This is a genomic window from Methermicoccus shengliensis DSM 18856 (assembly GCF_000711905.1).
GTDB lineage: Archaea > Halobacteriota > Methanosarcinia > DSM-18856 > Methermicoccaceae > Methermicoccus > Methermicoccus shengliensis.
On record NZ_KL543983.1, the window covers coordinates 168,830 to 189,204 of the forward strand.

The 20,375-nt window shown below is 57.8% G+C and carries 19 protein-coding genes; 10 read left to right on the forward strand and 9 right to left on the reverse strand.

Annotated elements, in window-relative coordinates; genetic code table 11:
• Positions 1-2 precede the first annotated feature (2 nt).
• Complete coding sequence (locus BP07_RS07410; protein ID WP_042687492.1) at positions 3-1,862, forward strand: DNA topoisomerase VI subunit B; 1,860 nt, start codon at positions 3-5, stop codon at positions 1,860-1,862.
• Complete coding sequence (locus BP07_RS07415; RefSeq protein ID WP_042687495.1) at positions 1,859-2,950, forward strand: DNA topoisomerase IV subunit A; 1,092 nt, start codon at positions 1,859-1,861, stop codon at positions 2,948-2,950. Before BP07_RS07410 ends, BP07_RS07415 begins: the two co-directional genes overlap by 4 nt.
• Here the strand turns inward: BP07_RS07415 and BP07_RS07420 are convergent.
• The 4 genes from BP07_RS07420 to aspS are packed head-to-tail and all read right to left on the reverse strand — an operon-like array spanning position 2,928 to position 7,054.
• Positions 2,928-4,100 (reverse strand): cation:proton antiporter, encoded by a 1,173-nt coding sequence (locus BP07_RS07420; RefSeq protein ID WP_052353342.1) that lies wholly within the window; start codon positions 4,098-4,100, stop codon positions 2,928-2,930. The two genes, BP07_RS07415 and BP07_RS07420, sit on opposite strands and share 23 nt — an antisense overlap.
• Before the next feature lies 1 nt (position 4,101).
• Complete coding sequence (locus tag BP07_RS07425) at positions 4,102-4,587, reverse strand: cation:proton antiporter regulatory subunit (protein WP_042687497.1); 486 nt, start codon at positions 4,585-4,587, stop codon at positions 4,102-4,104.
• 4 nt (positions 4,588-4,591) lie between these two features.
• A complete protein-coding gene (locus BP07_RS07430) occupies positions 4,592-5,749 on the reverse strand; it encodes an acetylornithine transaminase (protein WP_042687501.1) in 1,158 nt (385 codons plus the stop codon).
• A 9-nt stretch (positions 5,750-5,758) separates the two neighbouring features.
• Positions 5,759-7,054: an aspartate--tRNA(Asn) ligase gene (aspS, locus tag BP07_RS07435; RefSeq protein ID WP_042687504.1), complete on the reverse strand. Its 1,296-nt coding sequence runs from the start codon at positions 7,052-7,054 to the stop codon at positions 5,759-5,761.
• 118 nt (positions 7,055-7,172) lie between these two features.
• On the opposite strand from aspS, the gene BP07_RS07440 reads away from it, so the two are divergent.
• Entirely contained in the window at positions 7,173-7,919 is a 747-nt protein-coding gene (locus BP07_RS07440) for a glucose-6-phosphate isomerase family protein (protein WP_042687507.1), read from the forward strand.
• A 52-nt stretch (positions 7,920-7,971) separates the two neighbouring features.
• Here BP07_RS07440 and BP07_RS07445 read toward each other — a convergent pair whose 3' ends face one another.
• Positions 7,972-8,271, reverse strand: coding sequence for a signal recognition particle subunit SRP19/SEC65 family protein (locus BP07_RS07445; protein WP_042687874.1), 300 nt, complete (start codon positions 8,269-8,271; stop codon positions 7,972-7,974).
• Between the two features lie 135 nt (positions 8,272-8,406).
• Here BP07_RS07445 and BP07_RS07450 point away from each other — a divergent pair, with 135 nt between their 5' ends.
• Positions 8,407-9,474 (forward strand): AI-2E family transporter, encoded by a 1,068-nt coding sequence (locus BP07_RS07450; RefSeq protein ID WP_052353343.1) that lies wholly within the window; start codon positions 8,407-8,409, stop codon positions 9,472-9,474.
• Positions 9,471-10,598 carry a DNA primase catalytic subunit PriS gene (priS, locus tag BP07_RS07455; protein ID WP_052353344.1) on the forward strand — a complete coding sequence of 376 codons (1,128 nt, stop codon included), beginning with the start codon at positions 9,471-9,473 and terminating at the stop codon, positions 10,596-10,598. The genes BP07_RS07450 and priS overlap by 4 nt, the downstream gene beginning before the upstream one ends.
• Here priS and BP07_RS07460 read toward each other — a convergent pair.
• From BP07_RS07460 to BP07_RS07475, 4 genes are all read right to left on the reverse strand, one after another.
• Positions 10,595-10,912 carry a DUF2098 domain-containing protein gene (locus BP07_RS07460; RefSeq protein WP_042687511.1) on the reverse strand — a complete coding sequence of 106 codons (318 nt, stop codon included), beginning with the start codon at positions 10,910-10,912 and terminating at the stop codon, positions 10,595-10,597. The genes priS and BP07_RS07460 overlap by 4 nt on opposite strands.
• A gap of 186 nt (positions 10,913-11,098) precedes the next feature.
• Positions 11,099-12,202, reverse strand: a complete 1,104-nt coding sequence (locus BP07_RS07465) for a tRNA (guanine(10)-N(2))-dimethyltransferase (protein WP_042687513.1) — start codon at positions 12,200-12,202, stop codon at positions 11,099-11,101.
• On the reverse strand, positions 12,203-12,691 hold the full coding sequence (locus tag BP07_RS07470) for a cupredoxin domain-containing protein (RefSeq protein WP_157203153.1): 489 nt from the start codon (positions 12,689-12,691) through the stop codon (positions 12,203-12,205). It abuts the gene before it with no gap.
• Positions 12,692-12,736: 45 nt separating this feature from the next.
• The gene (locus BP07_RS07475; protein ID WP_245597082.1) at positions 12,737-15,589 is read right to left on the reverse strand and encodes a DEAD/DEAH box helicase; all 2,853 of its coding nucleotides are present in this window, start codon (positions 15,587-15,589) and stop codon (positions 12,737-12,739) included.
• Positions 15,590-15,725: 136 nt separating this feature from the next.
• Here BP07_RS07475 and trpD point away from each other — a divergent pair, with 136 nt between their 5' ends.
• Genes trpD through BP07_RS07500 form a run of 5 tightly spaced genes read left to right on the forward strand, consistent with a single transcriptional unit; the run spans position 15,726 to position 20,364 of the window.
• Positions 15,726-16,739 (forward strand): anthranilate phosphoribosyltransferase, encoded by a 1,014-nt coding sequence (gene trpD / locus BP07_RS07480; RefSeq protein ID WP_042687519.1) that lies wholly within the window; start codon positions 15,726-15,728, stop codon positions 16,737-16,739.
• Entirely contained in the window at positions 16,739-17,374 is a 636-nt protein-coding gene (locus tag BP07_RS07485; RefSeq protein WP_042687522.1) for a phosphoribosylanthranilate isomerase, read from the forward strand. Before trpD ends, BP07_RS07485 begins: the two co-directional genes overlap by 1 nt.
• Complete coding sequence (gene trpE, locus BP07_RS07490; RefSeq protein WP_052353346.1) at positions 17,367-18,935, forward strand: anthranilate synthase component I; 1,569 nt, start codon at positions 17,367-17,369, stop codon at positions 18,933-18,935. Before BP07_RS07485 ends, trpE begins: the two co-directional genes overlap by 8 nt.
• A complete protein-coding gene (locus tag BP07_RS07495; protein ID WP_042687525.1) occupies positions 18,932-19,519 on the forward strand; it encodes an anthranilate synthase component II in 588 nt (195 codons plus the stop codon). The genes trpE and BP07_RS07495 overlap by 4 nt, the downstream gene beginning before the upstream one ends.
• 5 nt (positions 19,520-19,524) lie before the next feature.
• Complete coding sequence (locus BP07_RS07500) at positions 19,525-20,364, forward strand: indole-3-glycerol-phosphate synthase (RefSeq protein ID WP_084174172.1); 840 nt, start codon at positions 19,525-19,527, stop codon at positions 20,362-20,364.
• Positions 20,365-20,375 lie beyond the last annotated feature (11 nt).

Below are 20,375 nucleotides of genomic sequence, written 5' to 3' on the forward strand. Positions count from 1 at the left end.
GGATGGATGCGAGGATAGCGGAGGAGCTTGCAAAGAAACAGCGCTCCATATCGATAGCCGAGTTCTTCGAGAAGAACCGCCACATACTGGGCTTTGACTCAGCCCCCAAGGCACTGCTCAACACCGTGAAAGAGGCAGTGGACAACGCACTGGATGCCTGCGAGGATGCGGGCGTGCTTCCCAACATTCTCGTGGAGATAAGCCAGAGGGGGGAAGGCATATACAGGGTGGTGGTGGAGGATAATGGCCCGGGCATCGTGAAGGAGCAGATACCGAGGATATTTGGAAAACTGCTGTACGGCTCGAGGTTTCATGCTCTCAGGCAGTCAAGGGGTCAGCAGGGGATTGGAATCTCTGGCGCGGTGCTGCATGCCCAGCTCTCCACTGGCACCCCCACGCGCATCATATCCAAGCCCGGGCTGAGGAGTCCAGCCCACCTCTATGAGCTGCTCATCAACACCAGCACCAACGAGCCAGAGGTGGTGAGAGATGAGGTGGTGGACTGGGACAGGCCGAGGGGAACGAGAGTGGAGCTGGAGCTTTCTGGCTCGTATGTGCGGGCAAGAAGGCAGTCGGTGTACGAGTATCTGCGCTCCACGGCAATCGTGAACCCCCATGCCAGAATTGTGCTCAGGGAGCCAGATGGCAACGAGGTGGTGTTCGAGAGGGCGACCGATGTGATGCCCAAGCCTCCAAGCGAGATTAAGATTCATCCCCATGGCATCGAGCTTGGAACGCTGCTCAAGCTCGTACGACAGTCAGAGCATCCAACACTGGAGGCATTTCTAATAGACACCTTTTCCAGCGTGGGCAGGCTCACGGCAAAGAACATATGTGAGCTTGCTGGCATCGAGGGCACGAGGGCGCCAAAGGGGCTTGAAAAGGAGGAGATAAAGAAGCTGTATGCTGCGATGCACAGCCCCTCGCTCAAGGTGAAGGCACCTCCCACCGAGTGCCTCTCACCCATCACGGAGCCCCTCATAAGGGAGGGCATAAGAAAGGAATATGAGGTGGACTTCATAGCCACATCCAGCCGTCCACCCTCTGCATACCGCGGTTTTCCCTTCCTCGTGGAGGTGGCGGTTGCCTATGGTGGCACCCTATCCTCGGATGACAGGGCCACCATCCTCAGGTTTGCCAACAGGGTGCCATTGCTGTATCAGCAAGGGGGATGTGCCCTGACGAGGGCAATCGAGGACATAAACTGGAGGCAGTACTCCCTAAGCCAGTCAGCGGGCAGTGTGCCCTCGGGTCCCGTGCTCATACTGGTGCACGTGGCAAGTGTGAACGTGCCATTCACGTCGGAGTCCAAGGAGGCGGTTGCCGAGGTGCCCGAAATCGTCTATGAGGTGAAGCAGGCGCTGAAGGATGCTGGCAGAAAGCTCAGGGCATATCTTTCAAGGCGGGAGGTGCTCGCCAAGCGCAGGCAGAAGGAGGTGATAATCAAGAAGCTGCTTCCACTGATGAGCAGAAAGGTGTCCGAGATACTGTCGAGACCAGAGCCCAGCCTTGAGCCCGTGATAGCCAAGGTGATGGGCAAGGTGCACATCGACAGGCTGGTGGAGCCCACCCTCGGTGGCTACAAGGTGGTGATGCCCATCGTCAACCATTCGGAGCTCAAGCAGAGCTTCGTGCTGAGAGAGGTGGCAGCATATAAGGTGGAGGATGCCACTCCAGCACCAAAGAGCACCTCGGTGGATGGTGTGTATGAGCATAGGTGGAAGCTCACGCTCAGGGCTGGAGAGCGCCGCGAGCTGACATATGTGGTGAGAGATGGAGACCCCAACCACTCCGAGCGATTTGTCGAGGGGCTCGATGGGGAGATGGTCATAGGAGCAAGGGCGCTGGAGGGTGAGCAATGAGCACCGATGAGAGAAACAAAACCGCAGCCGAGAGGCTGATTGCCCTTGTGGAGCGCTTCTATGACCAGCTCAGCAGGGGGGAGGTGCCGAGCCTCGAGCTTCCCACACGGGTGAAGACCAACATCGAGCTCGATGAGCACTCTGATGTGTGGGTGTATGGCAGTGATACCACCTTGCGCTCGTTCAAGACCATCAGGGGAGCAAAGAGCCTGCTAAAGCTCGCATACACAGTGCACCTGCTGCTCGAGGAGCATCTGAAGAACGGCAGGAGCTCCACGCTGCGAGAGCTTTACTACATATCAGAGGGCTGGGGGCCCGCCAAGTTCAAGGAGCAGCCAGAGAGCGACAGACTGGTGGAGGACATCGAGATACTCACTGGACTTCAGCGGGAGTTTTTCCACATGCGTCCAGAGGAGGATGGCGCCTCGATGTATGGGCCCATAAGGGTGAGGGAGGCAACGAGGCGGGGCGTAAGAGATATTCACTGTCAGGATGATGTGGGAGAGGTGGGCTATCAGATTCCCTTCGATGTCGATAGGGTGGAGTTTTTGGAGTGCGATGCCAAGTTCGTGCTCGCCATCGAGACTGGCGGCATGTATGCGAGGCTCATAGAAAATGGGTTCGATGAACAGCACGATGCACTGCTCGTGCACCTCAAGGGTCAGCCAGCCCGCAGCACCAGGAGGCTTTTGAGACGCCTCAACGATGAGCTTGGGCTGCCCATCGTGGTGTTTACCGATGGAGACCCATGGAGCTATCGGATATATGCCTCCATTGCGTATGGAGCGATAAAGAGTGCCCACCTCTCGGAGTACATGGCGACGCCTTCCGCGATGTTCCTTGGGGTGCAGCCAGAGGACATCGGTAGATATGAGCTGCCCACCGACAGGCTCACCGAGCAGGACATAAGGGCGCTCAGAAGCGAGCTCTCTGACCCGCGGTTTGATACACCGTACTGGAAAAGACAGCTCAACCTCCAGCTCGAGGAAAACAAGAAGGCTGAGCAGCAGGCATTTGCCAAGCGTGGACTCGAGTATGTGAGCACGGAGTATCTGCCAGAGCGGCTCAGCGAGCTCGGCGTGCTCTGAGTGCAATCTTTGCAGCGCTGGCATACAGTGCGTCCGAGTACCTTGTGAGCATCACCCCCATTATAGAGGTCAGCAGCACGAAGCCAGCGGTAAAGGAAGCGACGAAGTAGCTCATGCCCGATGCCACGGCGAGCTGGGAGAGCACGAGAGAGAACTCCCCCCTCGGCGTGATGCTCATACCAGTGGCGAGCGAAGCCCTGCCGCTAAGTCCACGCAGGTGCCCTGCCACCACGCCGCCCACGACCTTGGACAATAGCCCGATTGCCACCGAGAGGGCGAGCAGGGGTGCGAGTGCAATGAGCATCCTCGGGTCTATTATCAGCCCAAACGAGAAGAAGAATATGGATGCAAACACGTCCTTGATGGGCAGCAGCCTTTCCTTCACCCGCTCTGCGTGCTCCGTTTCGGAGAGCAGCAGCCCGAACAGAAACGCTCCCACTGCCTCCGAGATGCCGAACCTCGAGGCGAGCACCGAAAATAGCAGTGCGGTGCCCAGCACGGTGAGCAAGAACAGCTCCTCAGACGGGATGTCAATTGCCCTCGAGACGATGTGGCTGAACCTTCTCGAGAGGAGGGCGGTGGCTATTAGAAACAGCATTATGAGCACGATGGCAATGGCAATCCCCCCGATTCCATTGTGCTTGCTCACGAGGGCGATGAGCAGCGCCATGTACACTGCCATTACAAGGTCCTCGAACACCATTATCCCGAGAATCACCTCTGCCTCGGGGTTGGCGAGCTTTCTGAAGTCCACGAGGGCCTTGGCCACGATGCCAGAGCTGCTGATGTACACGATGCCGGCGATGAACAGCACCTCATATAGCCCGAGTCCAGCGATGTAGCCTATCAGCACTCCAGCCCCCACGTTTAACACGAGGTCTATCGTGCCAGAGGAGGTGATGTCCTTGTACGAGCCGAGAAGCTGCTTGAGCGAGAACTCCAGCCCTATGAAGAGCAACAGGAGCACGAGCCCCAGCGTGGCGAATGCATCCAGGAGTGCAGAGGGGTGCACGAGCGAGAGCCCGTGGGGCCCAAGCAGCAACCCCACGAGTATGTATGCCGGGATTACGGACTGCCTGAGCCTCGCCGCCACGAGCCCCCCCATGCCCAGCGAGAGCAGCACCAGCCCTATTGTTAAAATGCTCTCCATGTCACGCTACGCCAAACTGCCTCTTGAACGCATCGAACTGCTCTCTCGTGCCTATGCACACCAGTGTGTCCCCTGGCTGCAACATGATGTCTGGTGAGGGATTGGGTATTCGCTCCTCTCCCCTTATGATGGCGATTATGGACACGCCAGTGAGCTTTCTGATCTGAAGGTGTGCAATCGTGTTGTTGGCGAGGGGAGAGCCCTCCTCCACCTTTACCCATGTGATGGTGAGCCCCTCCATCACCAGCTCGAGGTTCTCCGTCACCAGTGGCTGGTAGTAAGCCCCCTCGAGCACTGCCCCAAGCAGCCGTGCCTCCTCATCGGACAGGGTCATGGAGGCGCTGGGCTCCTCACAGCACTTTTCGAACAGGTAGAGGTCTCGCTGCCCGGTGGAGTGAATGACCACCACTATCCTGCCGTGCTCCTTGGTCTCCATCGTGTACTTTTTTCCCACACCGGGAAGCTCTGTCTCGTGAATTTCGGCCATGATACTATGGATTCTCTCTAAGAAAGTTAATAGCTCTATCGATGTGCTCCTTTTCTATCACCAGAGGGGGCACAAACCGAAGCACCCGTCCAGCGGTGCAGTTGAACAGTAGCCCATTGGCAAGGGCGGCATCCACCACGCTGGCGCACTGTCCATCCATCTCGAGCGCCAGCATGAGCCCCATGCCCCTTGCCTCCACCACCTTGCATCCGAGCACGCTCTCAACGCCTCTCAACTGCTGGAGGAAGTACCTTCCGAGTCGCTCCGCCCTCTCTATCAGGTGCTCGCTCTCGATTGTGTGGATGGTGGCGAGCGCACACGCACACGCGAGGGGGCTTCCCGCAAAGGTAGAGCCGTGCTCACCCCTCGAGAAGCTAACGCCCTCCCTTGCCAGCACGGCGCCCATGGGAAACCCTCCAGCCATCGCCTTGGCACACGTCATTATGTCGGGCTCCACCCCAAAGTGCTCCTTCGCAAACCACCTGCCACACCTGCCAAACCCAGTCTGCACCTCATCGAGCACGAGCAGCGCCCCCGCATCATCACACGCATCTCTCACTGCCGGCAGAAAATCCCTTGGGGGGATGTTTACACCCCCCTCTCCCTGTACGGGCTCCACCACAAAGGCGGCTGTATCCTCGTCTATGGCAGCTGCTGCAGCCTCGGCATCCCCATAGGGCACAAACTCGGCATCCAGCAGGGGCATGAAGGGTAGCCTCGCCTCTGGCTTGTGGGTGATGGAGAGCGCCCCAATGGTGCGTCCATGAAATGAGTGCTCGCATGCCACGAACTTGCTTCTGCCCGTTATCCTGCGTGCGAGCTTCATTGCCCCCTCTATCGCCTCTGCTCCAGAGTTGCAGAAGAACACCCTGTCCATGTGGGAGATTGTGCACAGCCTCTCTGCGAGCTCTGCCTGCTTCTCGATGTAGTACAGGTTCGAGGTGTGCATGAGGCTTTTGGCCTGCTCGCACAGCGCCTCCACGAGCGCTGGATGGCTGTGTCCCAGCACGTTCACTGCGATGCCGGCCACAAAGTCGATGTACTCCCTCCCCTCTGTGTCGTACAGCAGTGCACCACGTCCCCGTTCGAACGCCACCTTCAGCCTTCCATAGGTTGGCATCACGTATCTTGCATCCTTCTCCACAATCTCATCGATGTGCATACGACCTCCTCATGGCGAGAGCCTTCTTCTGTCCCTCGGAAACAGCACGCACTCCCTGATGTTGTCCAGCTCGAGCATCGTCATGAGCAGCCGCTCTGCCCCCAGCCCCCAGCCGGCATGTGGGGGCATGCCATACCTGAATGCCCGAAGATAGAACTCAAAGCTCTCTGGTTCGAGCCCCTTGCTCGCTATCCTCTCCTTCAGAAGTGCATGCTGGTGTATCCGCTGTGTTCCAGAGGCAAGCTCCATCCTCGGGTGCATCAGGTCAAAGCTCTTTGATATCTCTGGTTTGTGCTCATGGGGCATGGCATAGTAGGGCTTTGCATCGGTGGGCCAGTCCACTATGAAGTAGTGCTCCCCCACCTCGGCTCCGATGGTCTTTTCCGACTGGGTGGTGAGGTCGTCTCCCCAGCACAGCTCGGGTTCCACCTTGGAGGCGATATCGAGCGCCTCGTCGTATGTTAGCCGCTGGAAGGGCACCTCTGGAACGGTGAGCTTCACCCCAAGCACATCCAGCCACCTCTGGGCATCCTGTGCCACTCTCTCATACACGTGGGAGACGAGCCTCTCCAGCACCTCCATCACGTCGTTGTGGTCAACAAAGCTCTGCTCGATGTCTATCGACGTGGCTTCGTTCAGGTGGCGGCGGGTATCGTGCTCCTCTGCCCTGAAGATGGGTCCTATCTCGAACACTTTTTCGAATCCACCAGCCATCATGAGCTGCTTGAAGAGCTGGGGGGACTGGTTGAGGAAAGCCTCCTTGTCGAAGTATGAGAGCGGAAACAGGGCTGTGCCCCCCTCGGTGGCAGATGCCACTATCTTGGGTGTGGTGATCTCTATGAAGCCCTCTTCCGAGAGAAACTCTCTCGTAGCCTGTAGCATGTGGTGTCTGATTCTGAAGATGGCCATACCTCTTCTCGTGCGGGTGTCCATGAACCTCGCATCCAGCCTCGTGTCGAGGTCTGCCCTCACCTTCTCGGTTGGGTCAAGGGGAAGGGGCGATTCGGCGATGTTGAGCACCACGATATCCTGTGGGATGACCTCGTAGCCCATGGGAGCCTTGTCTTCCTGCTTTACCTTACCTTTTACCCATATCACACTCTCCCTCGAGAGCCCCCTCACGGTGTTCATGAGCTCTTCTGACGTCTTTTTCTTCACCAGAGTGATCTGGGCTATTCCCTCACGGTCTCTTAGCAGGAGAAACAGTATTCCACCGAGGTCCCTTATCTCGTGCACCCAACCCCTAAGTGCCACTTCCTCTCCCTCGTCTGCATCCCTGATATCGGTGGTGTATAGTCTTTTCATGGACGGACGCACCTCTTCGCAAGCTTGCCCCTTTAATCATGAGGAGGGTATAAAAAGCCAATGGTATTATGAGAGACGGTGCGGGCAAAGTTTTAACAATACCCCCCAACATACGCATATGCGCACCATGGAGTTTGGGGGAAGGCTGGTGGAGCCAGATGTGAGGCTGCTTGGGGACATGGAGTCAGTGATATACGACAGAAAGTGGCTCGAGCAGGCAGACCCCAGCATGGAGCTTTACTACATGTATCGGGACCTTGCACTCTCAAGGAGGGACAGGGATACACTGCTCGAACATGGGCTGAGGTATGACATCACGGTGATTCCTCCGATGAGGCTGGGGTGTGAGTATGTGAAGACAGCTGGACACTACCATCCCCCTGTGCCCGGCACCACTCTGTCGTACCCCGAGCTGTACGAGGTGCTCTCTGGTGAGGCAGTGTACCTGCTCCAGCGACCGAAGGATTCGCACTATGATGTGGTGGAGGATGTGATAGTGGTGGAGGCAGGGGCAGGGGACAAGGTGCTCATTCCTCCCAACTATGGGCACATCACCATCAACCGCTCCCGCAAGACGTTGAGGATGGCAAACCTCGTATCTCGGGATTTCAGCTCCAACTATGAGCCCATTCGTGAGCACCATGGAGGTGCGTACTACCTTACAGAGAGGGGCTTTGTGAGAAACGAGAGCTACACCAGGGTACCCCCCATCAGGCACTGTCCCCCCACCAACACATCGCTTGCGCACCTCTCAAAGCAGAGGGAGATATATGCCCTGCTCAGAACTCCCGAGGTGCTCGGATACCTCACCCGCCCCCAGGAGTACACCGAGCTGTTTGAGAGGTTGTTTTCGGGATGTCCATGAGCTCGAGCGCACGCATGGCGTGAGGCTCAAAGCAGGGTGGCAAAGCTGCACTTTAGGGGTGTTGTATAGTGTTCTTCATGTCCTTTATTCTGCGGGCAACCTCCCTTATGAGCCTCTGCTTGGGCATCCTCTTTTCTACGAGCACCCTTCCCTCCATCATCCACCATGTGCGTGGATGGCGCGCCCCCTCCTCGGCGCGTGGTGAGAGCCCAAGCTGCTCGCATGCCCTCGAGAGTTCTTCTACACTCACCTCTTTTGTGGCAAGCCGTCTTGGCACCCTCCTTCCCATTGCCCTCGTACATCTGGCATCGAAGTAGCACGTCCAGAGCACGTGGTGGTCTCTCTCTGGCATGGTGAAGGACACGCCTGACCACAGCCTTAAGTGTTTGCTTTAACGGCGTTATTTCGACGTGCTCTTAGTAAGCAGCAGTTGCTCTGTAATCAGCTCCCATCACGTTTTTATGCTCCTCGAATGAGTATTGCATTGATGGATGAGTATGATGGGCTCGGACTATTGCTGAGGCATCGATGGAAGGTGGCTGCCGCCATCATGCTCTCACTCATCGTGGTACTCATAGGCTACATAGCAGCCCCCCTCGCAGATGGTGTGATGCTGGGCATCGTGCTGGCTTATGTGGGCCGTCCCTTGAGGCGGTGGTTTCTCAGAAAGCCCCTCATCGGAAGGTTCTCCTCTGTTATGACCACTGCATGTGTGGTACTTCCCATAGTGGTGATACTGACACTGGGCTTTATTGAGATTGTGGGGTGGGTCCGTTTCCTTGTGGAGCATCATCAGGAGGTGGGGGTGTATATCTCACGAGCGCTACTGCAGCTCGAGCTTCCAGAGTGGGCATATGTGGAGCTTTTGAGATGGTCTCAGAGCCTCATTGCCACACCCCTCGAGTCCGTGGCTCCCCTGTTGAGGAACATTCCCATCACAAGGTATGCATGGGAGATTGGGCTGCTGGTGCTCAACATGTTCATCTCGGTGTTCGTGTGCTATTTCCTCCTGGCAGATGGTGAGAGGCTGGTGTCTTCCCTCATGAGGGTCGTGCCCAGGGAGCACGCCGGGGTGCTGGAGCGCTACGTGGTGAGGCTGGACTCCATCCTCAGGGGCATATTCATGGGCACTATATATACCGCCACCATCGTAACGCTGATCTCTGTGGTGGTGTTTGCGTACTTTCGCATCCCGAGCACCCTCGCCTTCTCATCTCTGGTGTTCATAGCAGCCCTCGTTCCCCTCTTCTCTGGTGCCATGATAGTGGGGCCACTCGCGATATACAAGTACATCGAGTTTGGGCTACCAGACGCCGTGGTGTTTCTCGTGGTGTGTGTGCTGTGCATATACGCTCCAGCAGAGCTGGTGATAAGGCCATACATCGTGAGCTCAGAAACGAGCATCCATCCTCTCCTGCTGCTCATCGCCTTCATCGGAGGCGGGCTCGCAGGAGGTATCGCTGGCTTCTTCTTTGCCCCCATCCTCCTGGGTGCTCTGGTGGCTGCATACGAGCTGTACTCAGAGGGCATTGGCTCACAGGATGGCGAAGCATGAACCGACGTACGCTCGAGTTTGTGTCGAGAAGATTCAGAAGCTACTATGCAAGGGCTCACATACCAGAGCCACCCCGTGCACGGGAGAGAGAGTGGGCATTCGTGAGGTTCGAGAGCCTTCCTGCGTTTGTGGTGAGAAGGCACATGGGCTTTTCCACATTCGATGATGTGCTCCTGTTTCTCAGGAGTGAGGCTCCCATGCATGCATACTACTCCACCGCCCTGTATGCCAACCCATCGGCACAGAGCATGCAGAAAAAGGGGTGGAGGGGAGCAGAGCTCATATTCGACCTGGATGCTGACCATCTGAGGGATGCACCACAATCGTACTCTGCGATGCTCGAGCTGGTGAAAAAGGAGACGCTAAAGCTCGTCGAGCTCATCGTGGATGACTTCGGGTTCGAGGATGTACACGTGGTGTTTTCTGGGGGAAGGGGATACCATGTGCACGTGCGTGATGAGGCTGTGCTCTCCCTTGGAAGCTCAGAGCGAAGGGAGATAGTGGACTATGTGAGGGCGACGGGCATCGAGCTTGGATATGTGATGGACAGGTGGAGCCAGCGGAAGGTGGGGCATGGATGGTCGGCAAGACTTGCGAGGTGTGTTGGACGGCACATTGCCCAGTATGCTGCCATGGAGCCAAAGGATGCGCTAAGGGCACTTCAAAAGTTCCCCGGGGTGGGGAAGAAAAGGGCAGAGAGGTTGCTCGCACTCGCCCGCAGGATAGCAAGGGGAGAACCTCCCGAGGGATGGGTGGGGGAGCTTGCGTTGTGGGACACGAGGAAGTTCACCATCCCCCTTTTGGAGAGGTGCGTGCGCACCCTCTTGTGTGAGGTGGACGAGCCCGTGAGCACAGACATCAAGAGACTCATAAGGCTGGAGGGCTCACTTCACGGAAAGACTGGACTTAGGGTGGTGCCCATAGGAGGGGTGGAGGATTTGCGCACGTTTGAGCCTCTCTCGGACGCCATTGCCTTTTCGGATGCCCCCGTGAGGGTGAGAATGCTCAAGCCCAGCACGATGGAGTTTTGTGGTGAGCGGGAGCATGTGGAGCAGGGGGAATGCGAGCTTCCAGAGTATGCAGCCATCTACTTCATGTGCAGGGGGATGGCCGAACTCGCTTAGCCCCCAGTCTCAATATTCTCGTGGTCGGCTTCTATCTCCCTCATCTTCTCAGCCCGCTGCTCCTGAAGCCTTATGATCTCCTCCAGCGTGTAGGTAATCTCCTCCTCATGCCTTTTCTTCACTTCTTCCTCATACACGAGGTATTCTGGCTTGTAGAGTAGCTCGGTGGTGTCCAGCATCACCCACACGCCCTCTGAGTCTTTCAGGATGTCCTTCACCTTTCCAGTGGTGCCCGTCCCAACGTATTTCACTGCGTCCCCCTTCTTTATGGGTCTTCCATAGAGGTCGAGCGCCGCCTCTGCTGCCTGCTCCATGTGTTCTCATCTTTGCTTCAATGATATTATACTATCGCATACGACCCAACTACGCATACAGCCCAGCCACGGAGAGCAGGGCGCCCACGAGCATGTGTGCATAACCAGCCTTCCGCTCACGAACTCGAGCAGCAGGTATGAGGCAAACAGCAGGGTGAAGAGAGGGTATATGCTGCTCGCGAGCTGCTATGGGAGTGTGCACATGAGTTCGGATGGAGCATCACACTTGAGCAGCGTTCCTCCATAGTGTGTTCTCGATGCCCTGTATCCCATTGCCCGCAACCTTTCGAGCAGTGCATCCATCCGTGGAGGCGATGTGGACCTTCGCCTTGCCATCACGTGGTAGTCATAGCACGTGGGGACGTGAAGCTCTTCCTTGAGCAGCCTCATCATCTCAGCACCCTCACTGCACTTCATATGCTCCAGCTCTCCTATCATCTGTTCACAAAGAGAATCGTCCTTGTATGCTCCAAGCCACAGCGGTCCGCAGTAGTGTAGCCCAGCACCACACACTGGACATACATCGGCAGGGGAGCAGAATCCCTCCTGCCATCTCCTGTATCCACATGTGTGGCAGTGATGGATGTGGCCCACATGGCGCATGCTCTCATATGCCTTTTTTCTTCCTCTCTCCACTCTCACCAGTGTTCTGTAGTAGTGCATCGTGGAAAAGCTCAGGAGAGGGGTCATGCCCTTCTGGTATCTGGCGAGGGCACATGCTACCGCATAGAGCAGCGTTCTCAGCCCCACCTCTGCATGGTACTCGGTGTTGAGGGGGTGGGCGGCATACTTTCTGAGCGCTGCCTTTGGGTGTGCTCCACACAGAGGAGCCTTGTCAGTGGCAGTAATCCACAGAAACCTGCGGGCGCATTTTGCCGCACAGTCGAGAAAGGGTGCAGGAGACCCGAAGGGGTCTATGTCCACCACATCAAAGCTCCTCTCCCTCATCAGCACTGTGGCATCTGCGTGCACCACCTCCACCTCTCTCCCCACTCGCCGTGCGTTCCTTCTCATGAGCTCCACTGCCCTACGGTTCCAGTCGCACAGTGTTACCTCGAGGCCCTCTACCTCGTTTGCGAGCCTGAGCCCCCTGATGCCTGTGGCGGCAAGGGCGTCGAGATAGCTCATGCCCTCGCCGAGCACGTGCATTGCAGCCACCGTGATATCCCTGCTCACCCTCTGGGAGGGGTTGAAGAACACCTCTGCTGAGGAGGGAGGATAGTCTGCATCCTCGTCGAGCAGGGGCACCTCGATGGTGGTGCTGCCCTCTGTGGTGAGTGTTGTGCGCATCTACTTACGCTCTAACACCGTTATCTCGCCCCTCATCGCAGCGCCATACCCTCTCACATAGTAGTGATATACGCCGGGCTGATCGAACGTGTACGTGAACACATCCCCATATGTCATCGTCTTGTTCTCCCAGAGTCCCTCTTCACTCACGAGCACGAACGTGGGATAGCCCTGCGATTGGTAGTGCACAAAGCTGACACTGGTGCCCACATACACTGTGAGGTTTCTTGGAGAGAGGGAGTAGCTCATCAGGTACACCGAGCGGTTTTCGGTGGGCGTCTCGCTGACGTTCTCGGCTGGTGAGGGCGTCTCTACAGTCGTCTCATTTGGCATGGGGCTCTCGGTGGCGGCGGGCGTGGCGGCGGGCGTGGCGTTTATCGTCTCATTGGCGGGAGGGGTGACATTGGTACTCTCGCTGGGAGGAGCTGCACATCCAGCCCCGAAAAGGGCGAGCATGCACACCACGGCAAGCAATCTGTTGGCACTCATACCTGTAATGTGGGGCGTGAATGCTCATTAATCTTACGAATGCGCTCAGTCCCAGAAGCGCCGAGTTCTGGCATACGTTCTCTCTGCCCTCAGAATTGCTCGGTACATGTCGAGCTCACCCCTCATGGGGTGAGAGAGTATTCTCGCAGCGGTCTCTGGACCCACCCCTCTTGCTGCGAGCACCACCACCGCTCTTTTCCCATAGGAGCGCACGAGGCTTGAGTTTCTGTGAGCCCTTTTGACCTTTGCCACCTCGTCCTCTCTGAGCCTTGTGCGCTTCGATTTTGCGAGCAGCTCTCGCACCTCTCCCTCCCATGGCTTCAGGGCAGCCACGAACGTTGAGCCGCACACGGGGCACTTGATGTCTTCTGGCACACGGGCTACCTGAACCCTCTGGTGGTATGTGCAGCAGTCCACACACACGAGCAGCACGTGGTCATTGAGGATGCGCTCCTTGAGCGCCTCGAGCACCACCGCATCCGCCTTTGTGCTTGCCACGAGGTCATAGCGGGCTCCGAACCCACATGCCCCCATGGGAGAGGCCCGCTGCCTTATGAGTTTGAGCTCTCCTGTCCGTATGGCATCGATTGCCCGCTCTGCCCCTTTTATGTCCAGCCTGTCCCACATCACCTCGGACAGAGCCTCCCTGTATGCAACTGTGCCCCTGTATGCCTCGATGAGCCTGCCGATGCCGATGCTCTGCCACCGCACATCCTTGCCCAAAATTCCGAACCTCTTGGCAACGGCAACGAACTTCCACTTAAAGAGGTTGGTACCCTTGAGGGCTAACTCGAGCACGGGACGCACGTGCTCGGGCTTGGCATCTCTCAGCTGTGCCATCACCTCCTCGGCATGCACACCTCTTGGCGTCTTGAGCCGTATCCTGTATGGGTCCACCTCCACGCCGATGCTCTCCCCGTGTCTTGCTGAGAGCATGGTGGCAATATACCTTCCCAGCGTCTCGTTGATTCTGTGCCCAAGGCACGCATTCACCACGATGTAGTGCCCCTCCTCGTCGGTGTGCTCCTCCACCGTGAGGGTGGTGTGGTCTGGTATGACGAGGTGGTCTTTCAGCTGGGAGGATATCACCCTTGCCACCTCGTCGAGGGTGTGCTCGTCCGTGAAAAGCTCGGATGCGATTTCCAAGAGCCCCTTGCCCTGCTGGAGGGTGTCCGCTATCCTTCTTCTGAGCTTTCCAACTTCTTGGGCCACTGCATAGGGCACGGGAATCTCCTCGCCCACCCAGTCTGGCACGTCCCCCTCACCAGAGACGGGCTCCACCCTCACCTCCATGTGCTCGTGGTCGATATCGGCAATCCTCCACATCTCGCCCTTTGAGATGAACACCGCATGTGGCTGCTCGATGCTGGCCACGAACACCTCGTCGAGGGTGCCTATGGCACGCCTGCTCACCACGTCGTGCACGGTGTAGCGTCGCTCGTCGGGTATCATGGAGAGGTTGTCGTAGAAGTAGTGCATGCATCGTCTTCGCCTTTTGACCACGTCCCCCTCGAGCCAGATGAGCCCGTGCTCTGCAAGCTCTGCCGCCACCCGTTCCACATCCTCATATGTGAGTTCTCTGTAGAGATATGCCCTTCTGAACAGTGCATGCAGCTCCTTCAAACTCATCTCTTTGAACAGGGCGGTAGCGCATATCTGGTTGGCGAGCACGTCCATGGGCATGGGGGGCGGGGTGAGATGCTCGAGCATGCCCTCTCTCGCCATCTTCACGATGACACACGACTCGAGCACGTCATCGGGGCAGGTGCATATGATGGTGCCCTCGGACGTTTTGTCCAGCGAGTGTCCAGAGCGTCCCACACGCTGGACAAGCCTCGATACTTCCCTTGGGGAGCTGTACTGCACCACGTGGTCCACAGCGCCTATGTCCACCCCCAGCTCCATCGAGGAGGTGCATATCAGCCCTTTGAGCCTTCCCTGCTTGAAGTCCTCCTCTGCCGCCACCCTGACATCTCTGGAGAGCGAGCCATGGTGCACCCCTATGGGAAGTCCCATTCTGGTGAACCTCGAGCCCAGCACCTCGGCAGAGGAGCGGGTGTTCACGAATATGAGGGTGGACGTCTTGTGCTCCACTATCTCGGAGATTGCCCTCACATGGGAGGCGAGCTGCGGGCTGCACGACAGCTTGGATGCCAGCTTGACATCCTCCTTCTTCAGTGCTGGAATGCTGACCCTTATGCTTGGATGGGTGGTGAAGCTGACATCGAGCACCTCGATGTGTCTGTCCACGCCTGCAAGAAAGCGAGCTACCTCTTGGGGGTTTCCCACCGTGGCAGAGAGCCCCACTCTCGTGAACTCCCCGCACAGCAGCGTGAGCCTCTCGAGGGCAAGGGAGAGCTGAGCTCCTCGCTTTGAGGACGCCAGCTCGTGCACCTCGTCCACCACCACGTATCGCACACCCTCAAGGTGCCCTCTGAGCCGCTTTCCTGTGAGCACTATCTGGAGCGTCTCGGGTGTGGTGATGAGAATGTCCGGGGGCTTTAGTGCCTGCCTTCTTCGCTGCGATGTGGTCGTGTCGCCATGCCTTACCTGTATGTCTATGTCCAGCATCTGTGCCCACTGCCGCATGCGCCTGAGCATGTCCCTGTTCAGGGCACGCAGGGGGGTGATGTACAGCGCATATATTCCAGCACGCTCTTTCTCCCTCACAAGCTCGCTCATTATGGGAAGCATGGCGCTCTCGGTCTTTCCGCTGCCCGTTGGTGCAATGACGAGCACATGCTGGTGGGCGAGCACCTTGGGTATGGCAACCTCTTGAGGAGGGGTTGGCACCCTAAAGCCAAGGGCTTCAAGGCAGGCACGCACCCTCGGCTCAAGCATATCGAAGGCACGCTTTTCTCTGGCAGTTGCCCTCTGGGCTCCCATGCCCACCTCCATGGACCATTGAACTTTGCTGAGCACCATTATGTAGCTTTCCCATGAGGCATCTGCCATGTTTGCATCCAAAAGCCTTTTATATGATGTATGTACTTGTTCTTCAAAGAACACATGTGTACATTAACGGAGGCATTTGATGAAGGAGTATCTGCTCAGGCTCGTGGAGGGGGAGCATCTAACGAAGGAGGAGGCGTGTGAGCTCATGCTCAGCCTCCTGGATGGAGCGAGCAATGCCCAGATTGCAGCTCTGCTCACCACTCTGAGACTCAGGGGCGTGAGCCCAGCGGAGCTTGCAGGGCTTGCGCTTGGTATGAGGCAGGCAGCCCTCACGATACATCCCGATGTCGATATGCTGGTGGATACGTGCGGCACAGGAGGGGATGGACTCTCCACGTTCAACATCAGCACTGCATGTGCCCTGGTGGTTGCGGCGTGCGGCGTGCCCGTGGCAAAGCACGGCAACCGCGCCTTTACATCGAGATGTGGAAGCGCCGATGTGCTCGAGGCGCTCGGGATGAGGACGGACATGTCCGCGGGGGAAGTGAAGAGCATGATAGAGAATGTGGGCTTTGGTTTTCTTCTCGCATCGGTGTTTCACCCCTCGATGCGAAAGGTGGCGCCAGTGCGCAGCGAGCTTGGGTTCAGGACGGTGTTCAACGTGCTCGGCCCCCTCACAAACCCAGCGGGCGCCACCGCACAGCTCGTGGGTGTGTACGACGAGGAGCTCGTACCCCTGGTGGCACATGCACTTCTTGAGCTTGGCACGCGGCGGGCGATGGTAGTGCATGGTGGGGGCATGGACGAAATATCGAGCTACAGCACCACGAGCGTGTGCGAGATCAGGGGCAACAGTGTGGAGCACTACACGCTCTCGCCAGAGGACTTCTCTCTTCCCACCACCAAGCTCTCCGACATACTGGGAGGATGCCCCGCGGAGAACGCCCAGTATGTGCGGAGCGTGCTCGAGGGCAGGAGAGGACCAAGGCGCGATGTGGTGCTCATGAACGCGGGCGCAGTGCTGTACATCGCGGGTGCAGCCTCCTCTCTCCTCGATGGGGCAGAGATGGCGGCGTGTGCCATCGACTCTGGAGAAGCCCTTGCCAAGCTGGAGCACGTCGTGCACTTTTGTGCACCCAAGGAGGCTCAGTGATGAGGGTGAGGGTGAAGGTGTGTGGTATCACGAGAGAGGCTGATGTGAAGGCTGCCGTGGATGCCGGCGTGGATGCCCTCGGCTTTGTGGTGGGCACCAACAGGCGCACGGCAAGAAACCTCACACCGGAGAGGGCATCTTGTCTCATGGATGTTGTGAGCCCTTTTGTGAGCAGGGTGTTGGTGTGTACCCCCAGCACCCTTTCGGATGTCATGGAGATGCTCGATGTGCTCTCACCAGACCTCGTGCAGGTGCACTCCTCCCTTTCGGTGGAGGAGCTGGACAGGCTCTCCTCCCGCATTCCCGTCATCAAGGCGGTGATGGTAGGAGAGCGGCCCCTCGGGCACGTGCTCTCCGAGGCTGAACGGTATGCAGGAGTGTGCGATTGCATCCTCCTGGACACGGCGGCTGGTAGCGGAAGGGTGCATGATTGGAAGATTAGCGCGAGGGTGAGGGAGGTGCTGGACGTGCCAGTGGTGCTCGCGGGCGGGCTCACACCCCATAACGTGGCAAGGGCAGCCCAGCTGGTAAGGCCCTTTGCAGTGGACGTATCCACTGGGGTGGAGAGTGCGGAGGGTCTCAAGGATGCACGCCTGATGGAGCAGTTTGTCTCGGAGGTGAGGCGGGTTGAATGAGCTTTCCATGCTCGAAAGGGCGTGCAGCACCCACGAGGAGAGCTTTCTCTTTCCATTCCACACGAGTGTGCACGTGGGAGTTGAGCCCATCGAGGCATATTGCGCTCTGCCCTCCACTGAGTGCGCTTACCTGCTCGAGTCTGCCGATGGAGAGGGAAGGGGAAGGTTCTCTTTCGTGGGCTCGCACCCCCTGGCACTCATCACCATGAGGGCAAGACATCTGATATTTGAGCCCATGGAGAAAAATGAGCTCACTGAGAGGATAGAGCGCACGCTCGAACATACCCTAACCCACGATGGGAAGGGATACCTCTTGGAGGACATGGACGTGCTGGATGCCCTCAGACTCGTGCATCCTGTAAGCTGCATACCCGTTGTGAGCTGCGACACAAAGAGGCAGCTGCTCGATGGCGGGCTCGTGGGAGCACTGGGATACGAGGCAGCATACTCATGCTGGCTAAAAGAGCTCGTGAGGGACGATGTGCTCTGCGGAGCCTTCATGCTCACCACCTCCAACATGGTGTTTGACCATAGGAAGGGCTGTGTTCATCTTCTGGCATGCGAGGTGGTACATCCACAATCGCCAGATGAGGCACGGCTCAGGGCAGAAAGGAGGCTTTGCGAGATGAAGGACATCCTCAGAAGAGCAAGGCGTCCATCCTGCAGGGGGGCACAAGTGGGAGATGTTGATTACCGGGTCAACAGTTTACGAAGTAAGCAACAGCCCCAAGAGCACACATCAAAGGAGCAGTTCGAGCGCATGGTTGCAAGGGCAAAGCAGCACGTATTCGATGGCGATGTGTTTCAGGTGGTGCTCTCAAGGAAGTGCACCATCCCCACAGATGCCACTCCAGTCGAGCTGTACACTGCCCTGCGCTCCATCAATCCCAGCCCATACATGTACCTGTTGCACTTTCCGAAGTTTGCCATCATAGGTGCCAGCCCAGAGCGCATGCTCTCGGTGTATGATGGCGTGCTTACGGTAAATCCCATAGCTGGCACGTATCCGAGGGGCACGCCAGAGCAGGAGGAGAGGCTTGCGGCAGGATTGCTTGGGGACGAGAAGGAGAGGGCGGAGCACGTGATGCTCGTTGACCTTGCGAGAAATGACGTCAGGATGGTGTGCAGGCCGGGCAGCGTGAGGGTCTCAGAGTTCATGAGGGTCAAAAGGTATTCCCATGTGCAGCACATCGAGAGCACTGTGGAGGGAAGGCTGAGGGATGGTATGGATGTGTTTGATGCCATCAGGGCTGTGTTTCCAGCTGGCACACTCTCAGGGGCACCAAAGCTCAGGGCAATGGAGATCATCCATGAGCTGGAGGGCAGGCCAAGAGGCTTTTATGGAGGCGGGGTGGGCTACATAAGCCTCAGTGGCAGTGCAGATTTTGCCATAACGATACGCACTATCGTGCTCGAGGATGGTGTGGCAAGCGTGCAGGCTGGGGCTGGCATAGTGGCGGACTCCGTTCCCTCTCGGGAGTACGAGGAGACGTGCTCGAAGATGGGTGCCATGCTGGAGGCAATACGCTCCCTTGCCATCCAGAGGGAGGTGGGCACGTGATCGTGTTCATAAACAACCGCGACTCGTTTGTGTGGAATCTCGTGGACTACGTGTCCCAGATAGAGGACGATACACTCGTGGTGCCCAACACCACGCCCCTTCGAGAGCTGATGAGGCTCAAGCCCAATGGCATCGTGCTCTCCCCAGGGCCTGGGACACCCTACAGCAAGAGGGATGTGGGTGTATGCATCGATGTGGTGAGGGAGATGGGCATCGCACAGAACATCCCCCTGCTCGGCGTGTGCCTTGGGATGCAGGCGATTGCCGTGGCGCTTGGGGGCTCGGTGAGCCATGCGCCCGCACCCATGCACGGTAAGACATCCACAATAGTGCACGACGGTGAGGGGGTGTTCAAGGGAGTGGACAGCCCCATGAGGGTGGGAAGATACCACTCCCTCATGGTTGCCAGCATCCCAGAGGACGCAGAGCCCTCTGCTGTGTGCATCGATGAGGGCTCTGAGGGGCTGGTGATGGGCATCAGGGTCAAAGAGCATCCCGTGGAGGGCGTGCAGTTTCATCCCGAGAGTATCCTCACGCCCATGGGCATGCGAATCATAGAGAACTTCGTGGAGATGTGCAGGTGATTATTATGCAGGAGAGCATGGAGCCATCGGACGTGGTCTCCCCCATGGACAATCCCATTATCCGCGCCATAGTGGAGCACACGCGCCACAGGATAGGTGTGCTGAGGGCGGAGGCCATGCTCTACGAGCCCCTGCCCTATGTGCTCGCTCCAAGGGGTCTTGTGGAGAGCGTGCGCAGGGCAAGACGGAAGAGGGGATTTGGGCTCATAGCCGAGATAAAGCCAGCATCGCCAGCGGGCACGCTTGCGCACATCACCCCCCATGAAGCGGCACACCTCGCCCACACGATGCAGGAGGCTGGTGCATGTGCCATCTCGGTGCTAACTGAGCCAGAGGTGTTTTGCGGCTCGCTTGCCAGCCTGAAGCTCGTGAGGGGGAGGGTGGACGTGCCAGTGCTCAGAAAGGACTTCATTCTCTCAGCACTGCAGCTCACGGAGGGCTATCAGGATGGCGTGCTGCTCATTGCCTCGCTGGTGGGAGGGAAGCTGCCTCAGCTGGTGGAGCAGTGCCACAGGCTTAAGATAGAGCCACTCGTGGAGGTCAGGACCGTGGATGAGGCAGGGGCTGCCCTCGATGCTGGAGCCAGGATGCTGGGAATCAACAACAGGGACCTTGCCACACTGAGTGTGGACCTCTCCACCACACTCTCACTCGCTCCGCTTATAAGAGACATGGACGAGGATGTGGTGCTCATCTCGGAGAGTGGCATCCGCTCTGTGGCAGATGTGCGCACCGTCGTGGAGGCAGGCGTGGATGGGGTGCTCGTGGGCACTGCCCTCATGCAGGACCTTCCCAGCCTGTATGAGAGCACCCACAGGCTCGTGCATGCGATGGAGGCAGTGTAGGCGATGGAGGT

Coding starts and splice junctions, on each gene's coding strand:
- BP07_RS07410 (WP_042687492.1), top strand. CDS start 3: ATGGATGCGAGGATAGCGGAGGAGCTTGCAAAGAAACAGCGCTCCATA.
- BP07_RS07415 (WP_042687495.1), top strand. CDS start 1,859: ATGAGCACCGATGAGAGAAACAAAACCGCAGCCGAGAGGCTGATTGCC.
- BP07_RS07420 (WP_052353342.1), bottom strand. CDS start 4,100: ATGGAGAGCATTTTAACAATAGGGCTGGTGCTGCTCTCGCTGGGCATG.
- BP07_RS07425 (WP_042687497.1), bottom strand. CDS start 4,587: ATGGCCGAAATTCACGAGACAGAGCTTCCCGGTGTGGGAAAAAAGTAC.
- BP07_RS07430 (WP_042687501.1), bottom strand. CDS start 5,749: ATGCACATCGATGAGATTGTGGAGAAGGATGCAAGATACGTGATGCCA.
- aspS (WP_042687504.1), bottom strand. CDS start 7,054: ATGAAAAGACTATACACCACCGATATCAGGGATGCAGACGAGGGAGAG.
- BP07_RS07440 (WP_042687507.1), top strand. CDS start 7,173: ATGCGCACCATGGAGTTTGGGGGAAGGCTGGTGGAGCCAGATGTGAGG.
- BP07_RS07445 (WP_042687874.1), bottom strand. CDS start 8,271: ATGCCAGAGAGAGACCACCACGTGCTCTGGACGTGCTACTTCGATGCC.
- BP07_RS07450 (WP_052353343.1), top strand. CDS start 8,407: ATGGATGAGTATGATGGGCTCGGACTATTGCTGAGGCATCGATGGAAG.
- priS (WP_052353344.1), top strand. CDS start 9,471: ATGAACCGACGTACGCTCGAGTTTGTGTCGAGAAGATTCAGAAGCTAC.
- BP07_RS07460 (WP_042687511.1), bottom strand. CDS start 10,912: ATGGAGCAGGCAGCAGAGGCGGCGCTCGACCTCTATGGAAGACCCATA.
- BP07_RS07465 (WP_042687513.1), bottom strand. CDS start 12,202: ATGCGCACAACACTCACCACAGAGGGCAGCACCACCATCGAGGTGCCC.
- BP07_RS07470 (WP_157203153.1), bottom strand. CDS start 12,691: ATGAGTGCCAACAGATTGCTTGCCGTGGTGTGCATGCTCGCCCTTTTC.
- BP07_RS07475 (WP_245597082.1), bottom strand. CDS start 15,589: ATGGAGGTGGGCATGGGAGCCCAGAGGGCAACTGCCAGAGAAAAGCGT.
- trpD (WP_042687519.1), top strand. CDS start 15,726: ATGAAGGAGTATCTGCTCAGGCTCGTGGAGGGGGAGCATCTAACGAAG.
- BP07_RS07485 (WP_042687522.1), top strand. CDS start 16,739: ATGAGGGTGAGGGTGAAGGTGTGTGGTATCACGAGAGAGGCTGATGTG.
- BP07_RS07500 (WP_084174172.1), top strand. CDS start 19,525: ATGCAGGAGAGCATGGAGCCATCGGACGTGGTCTCCCCCATGGACAAT.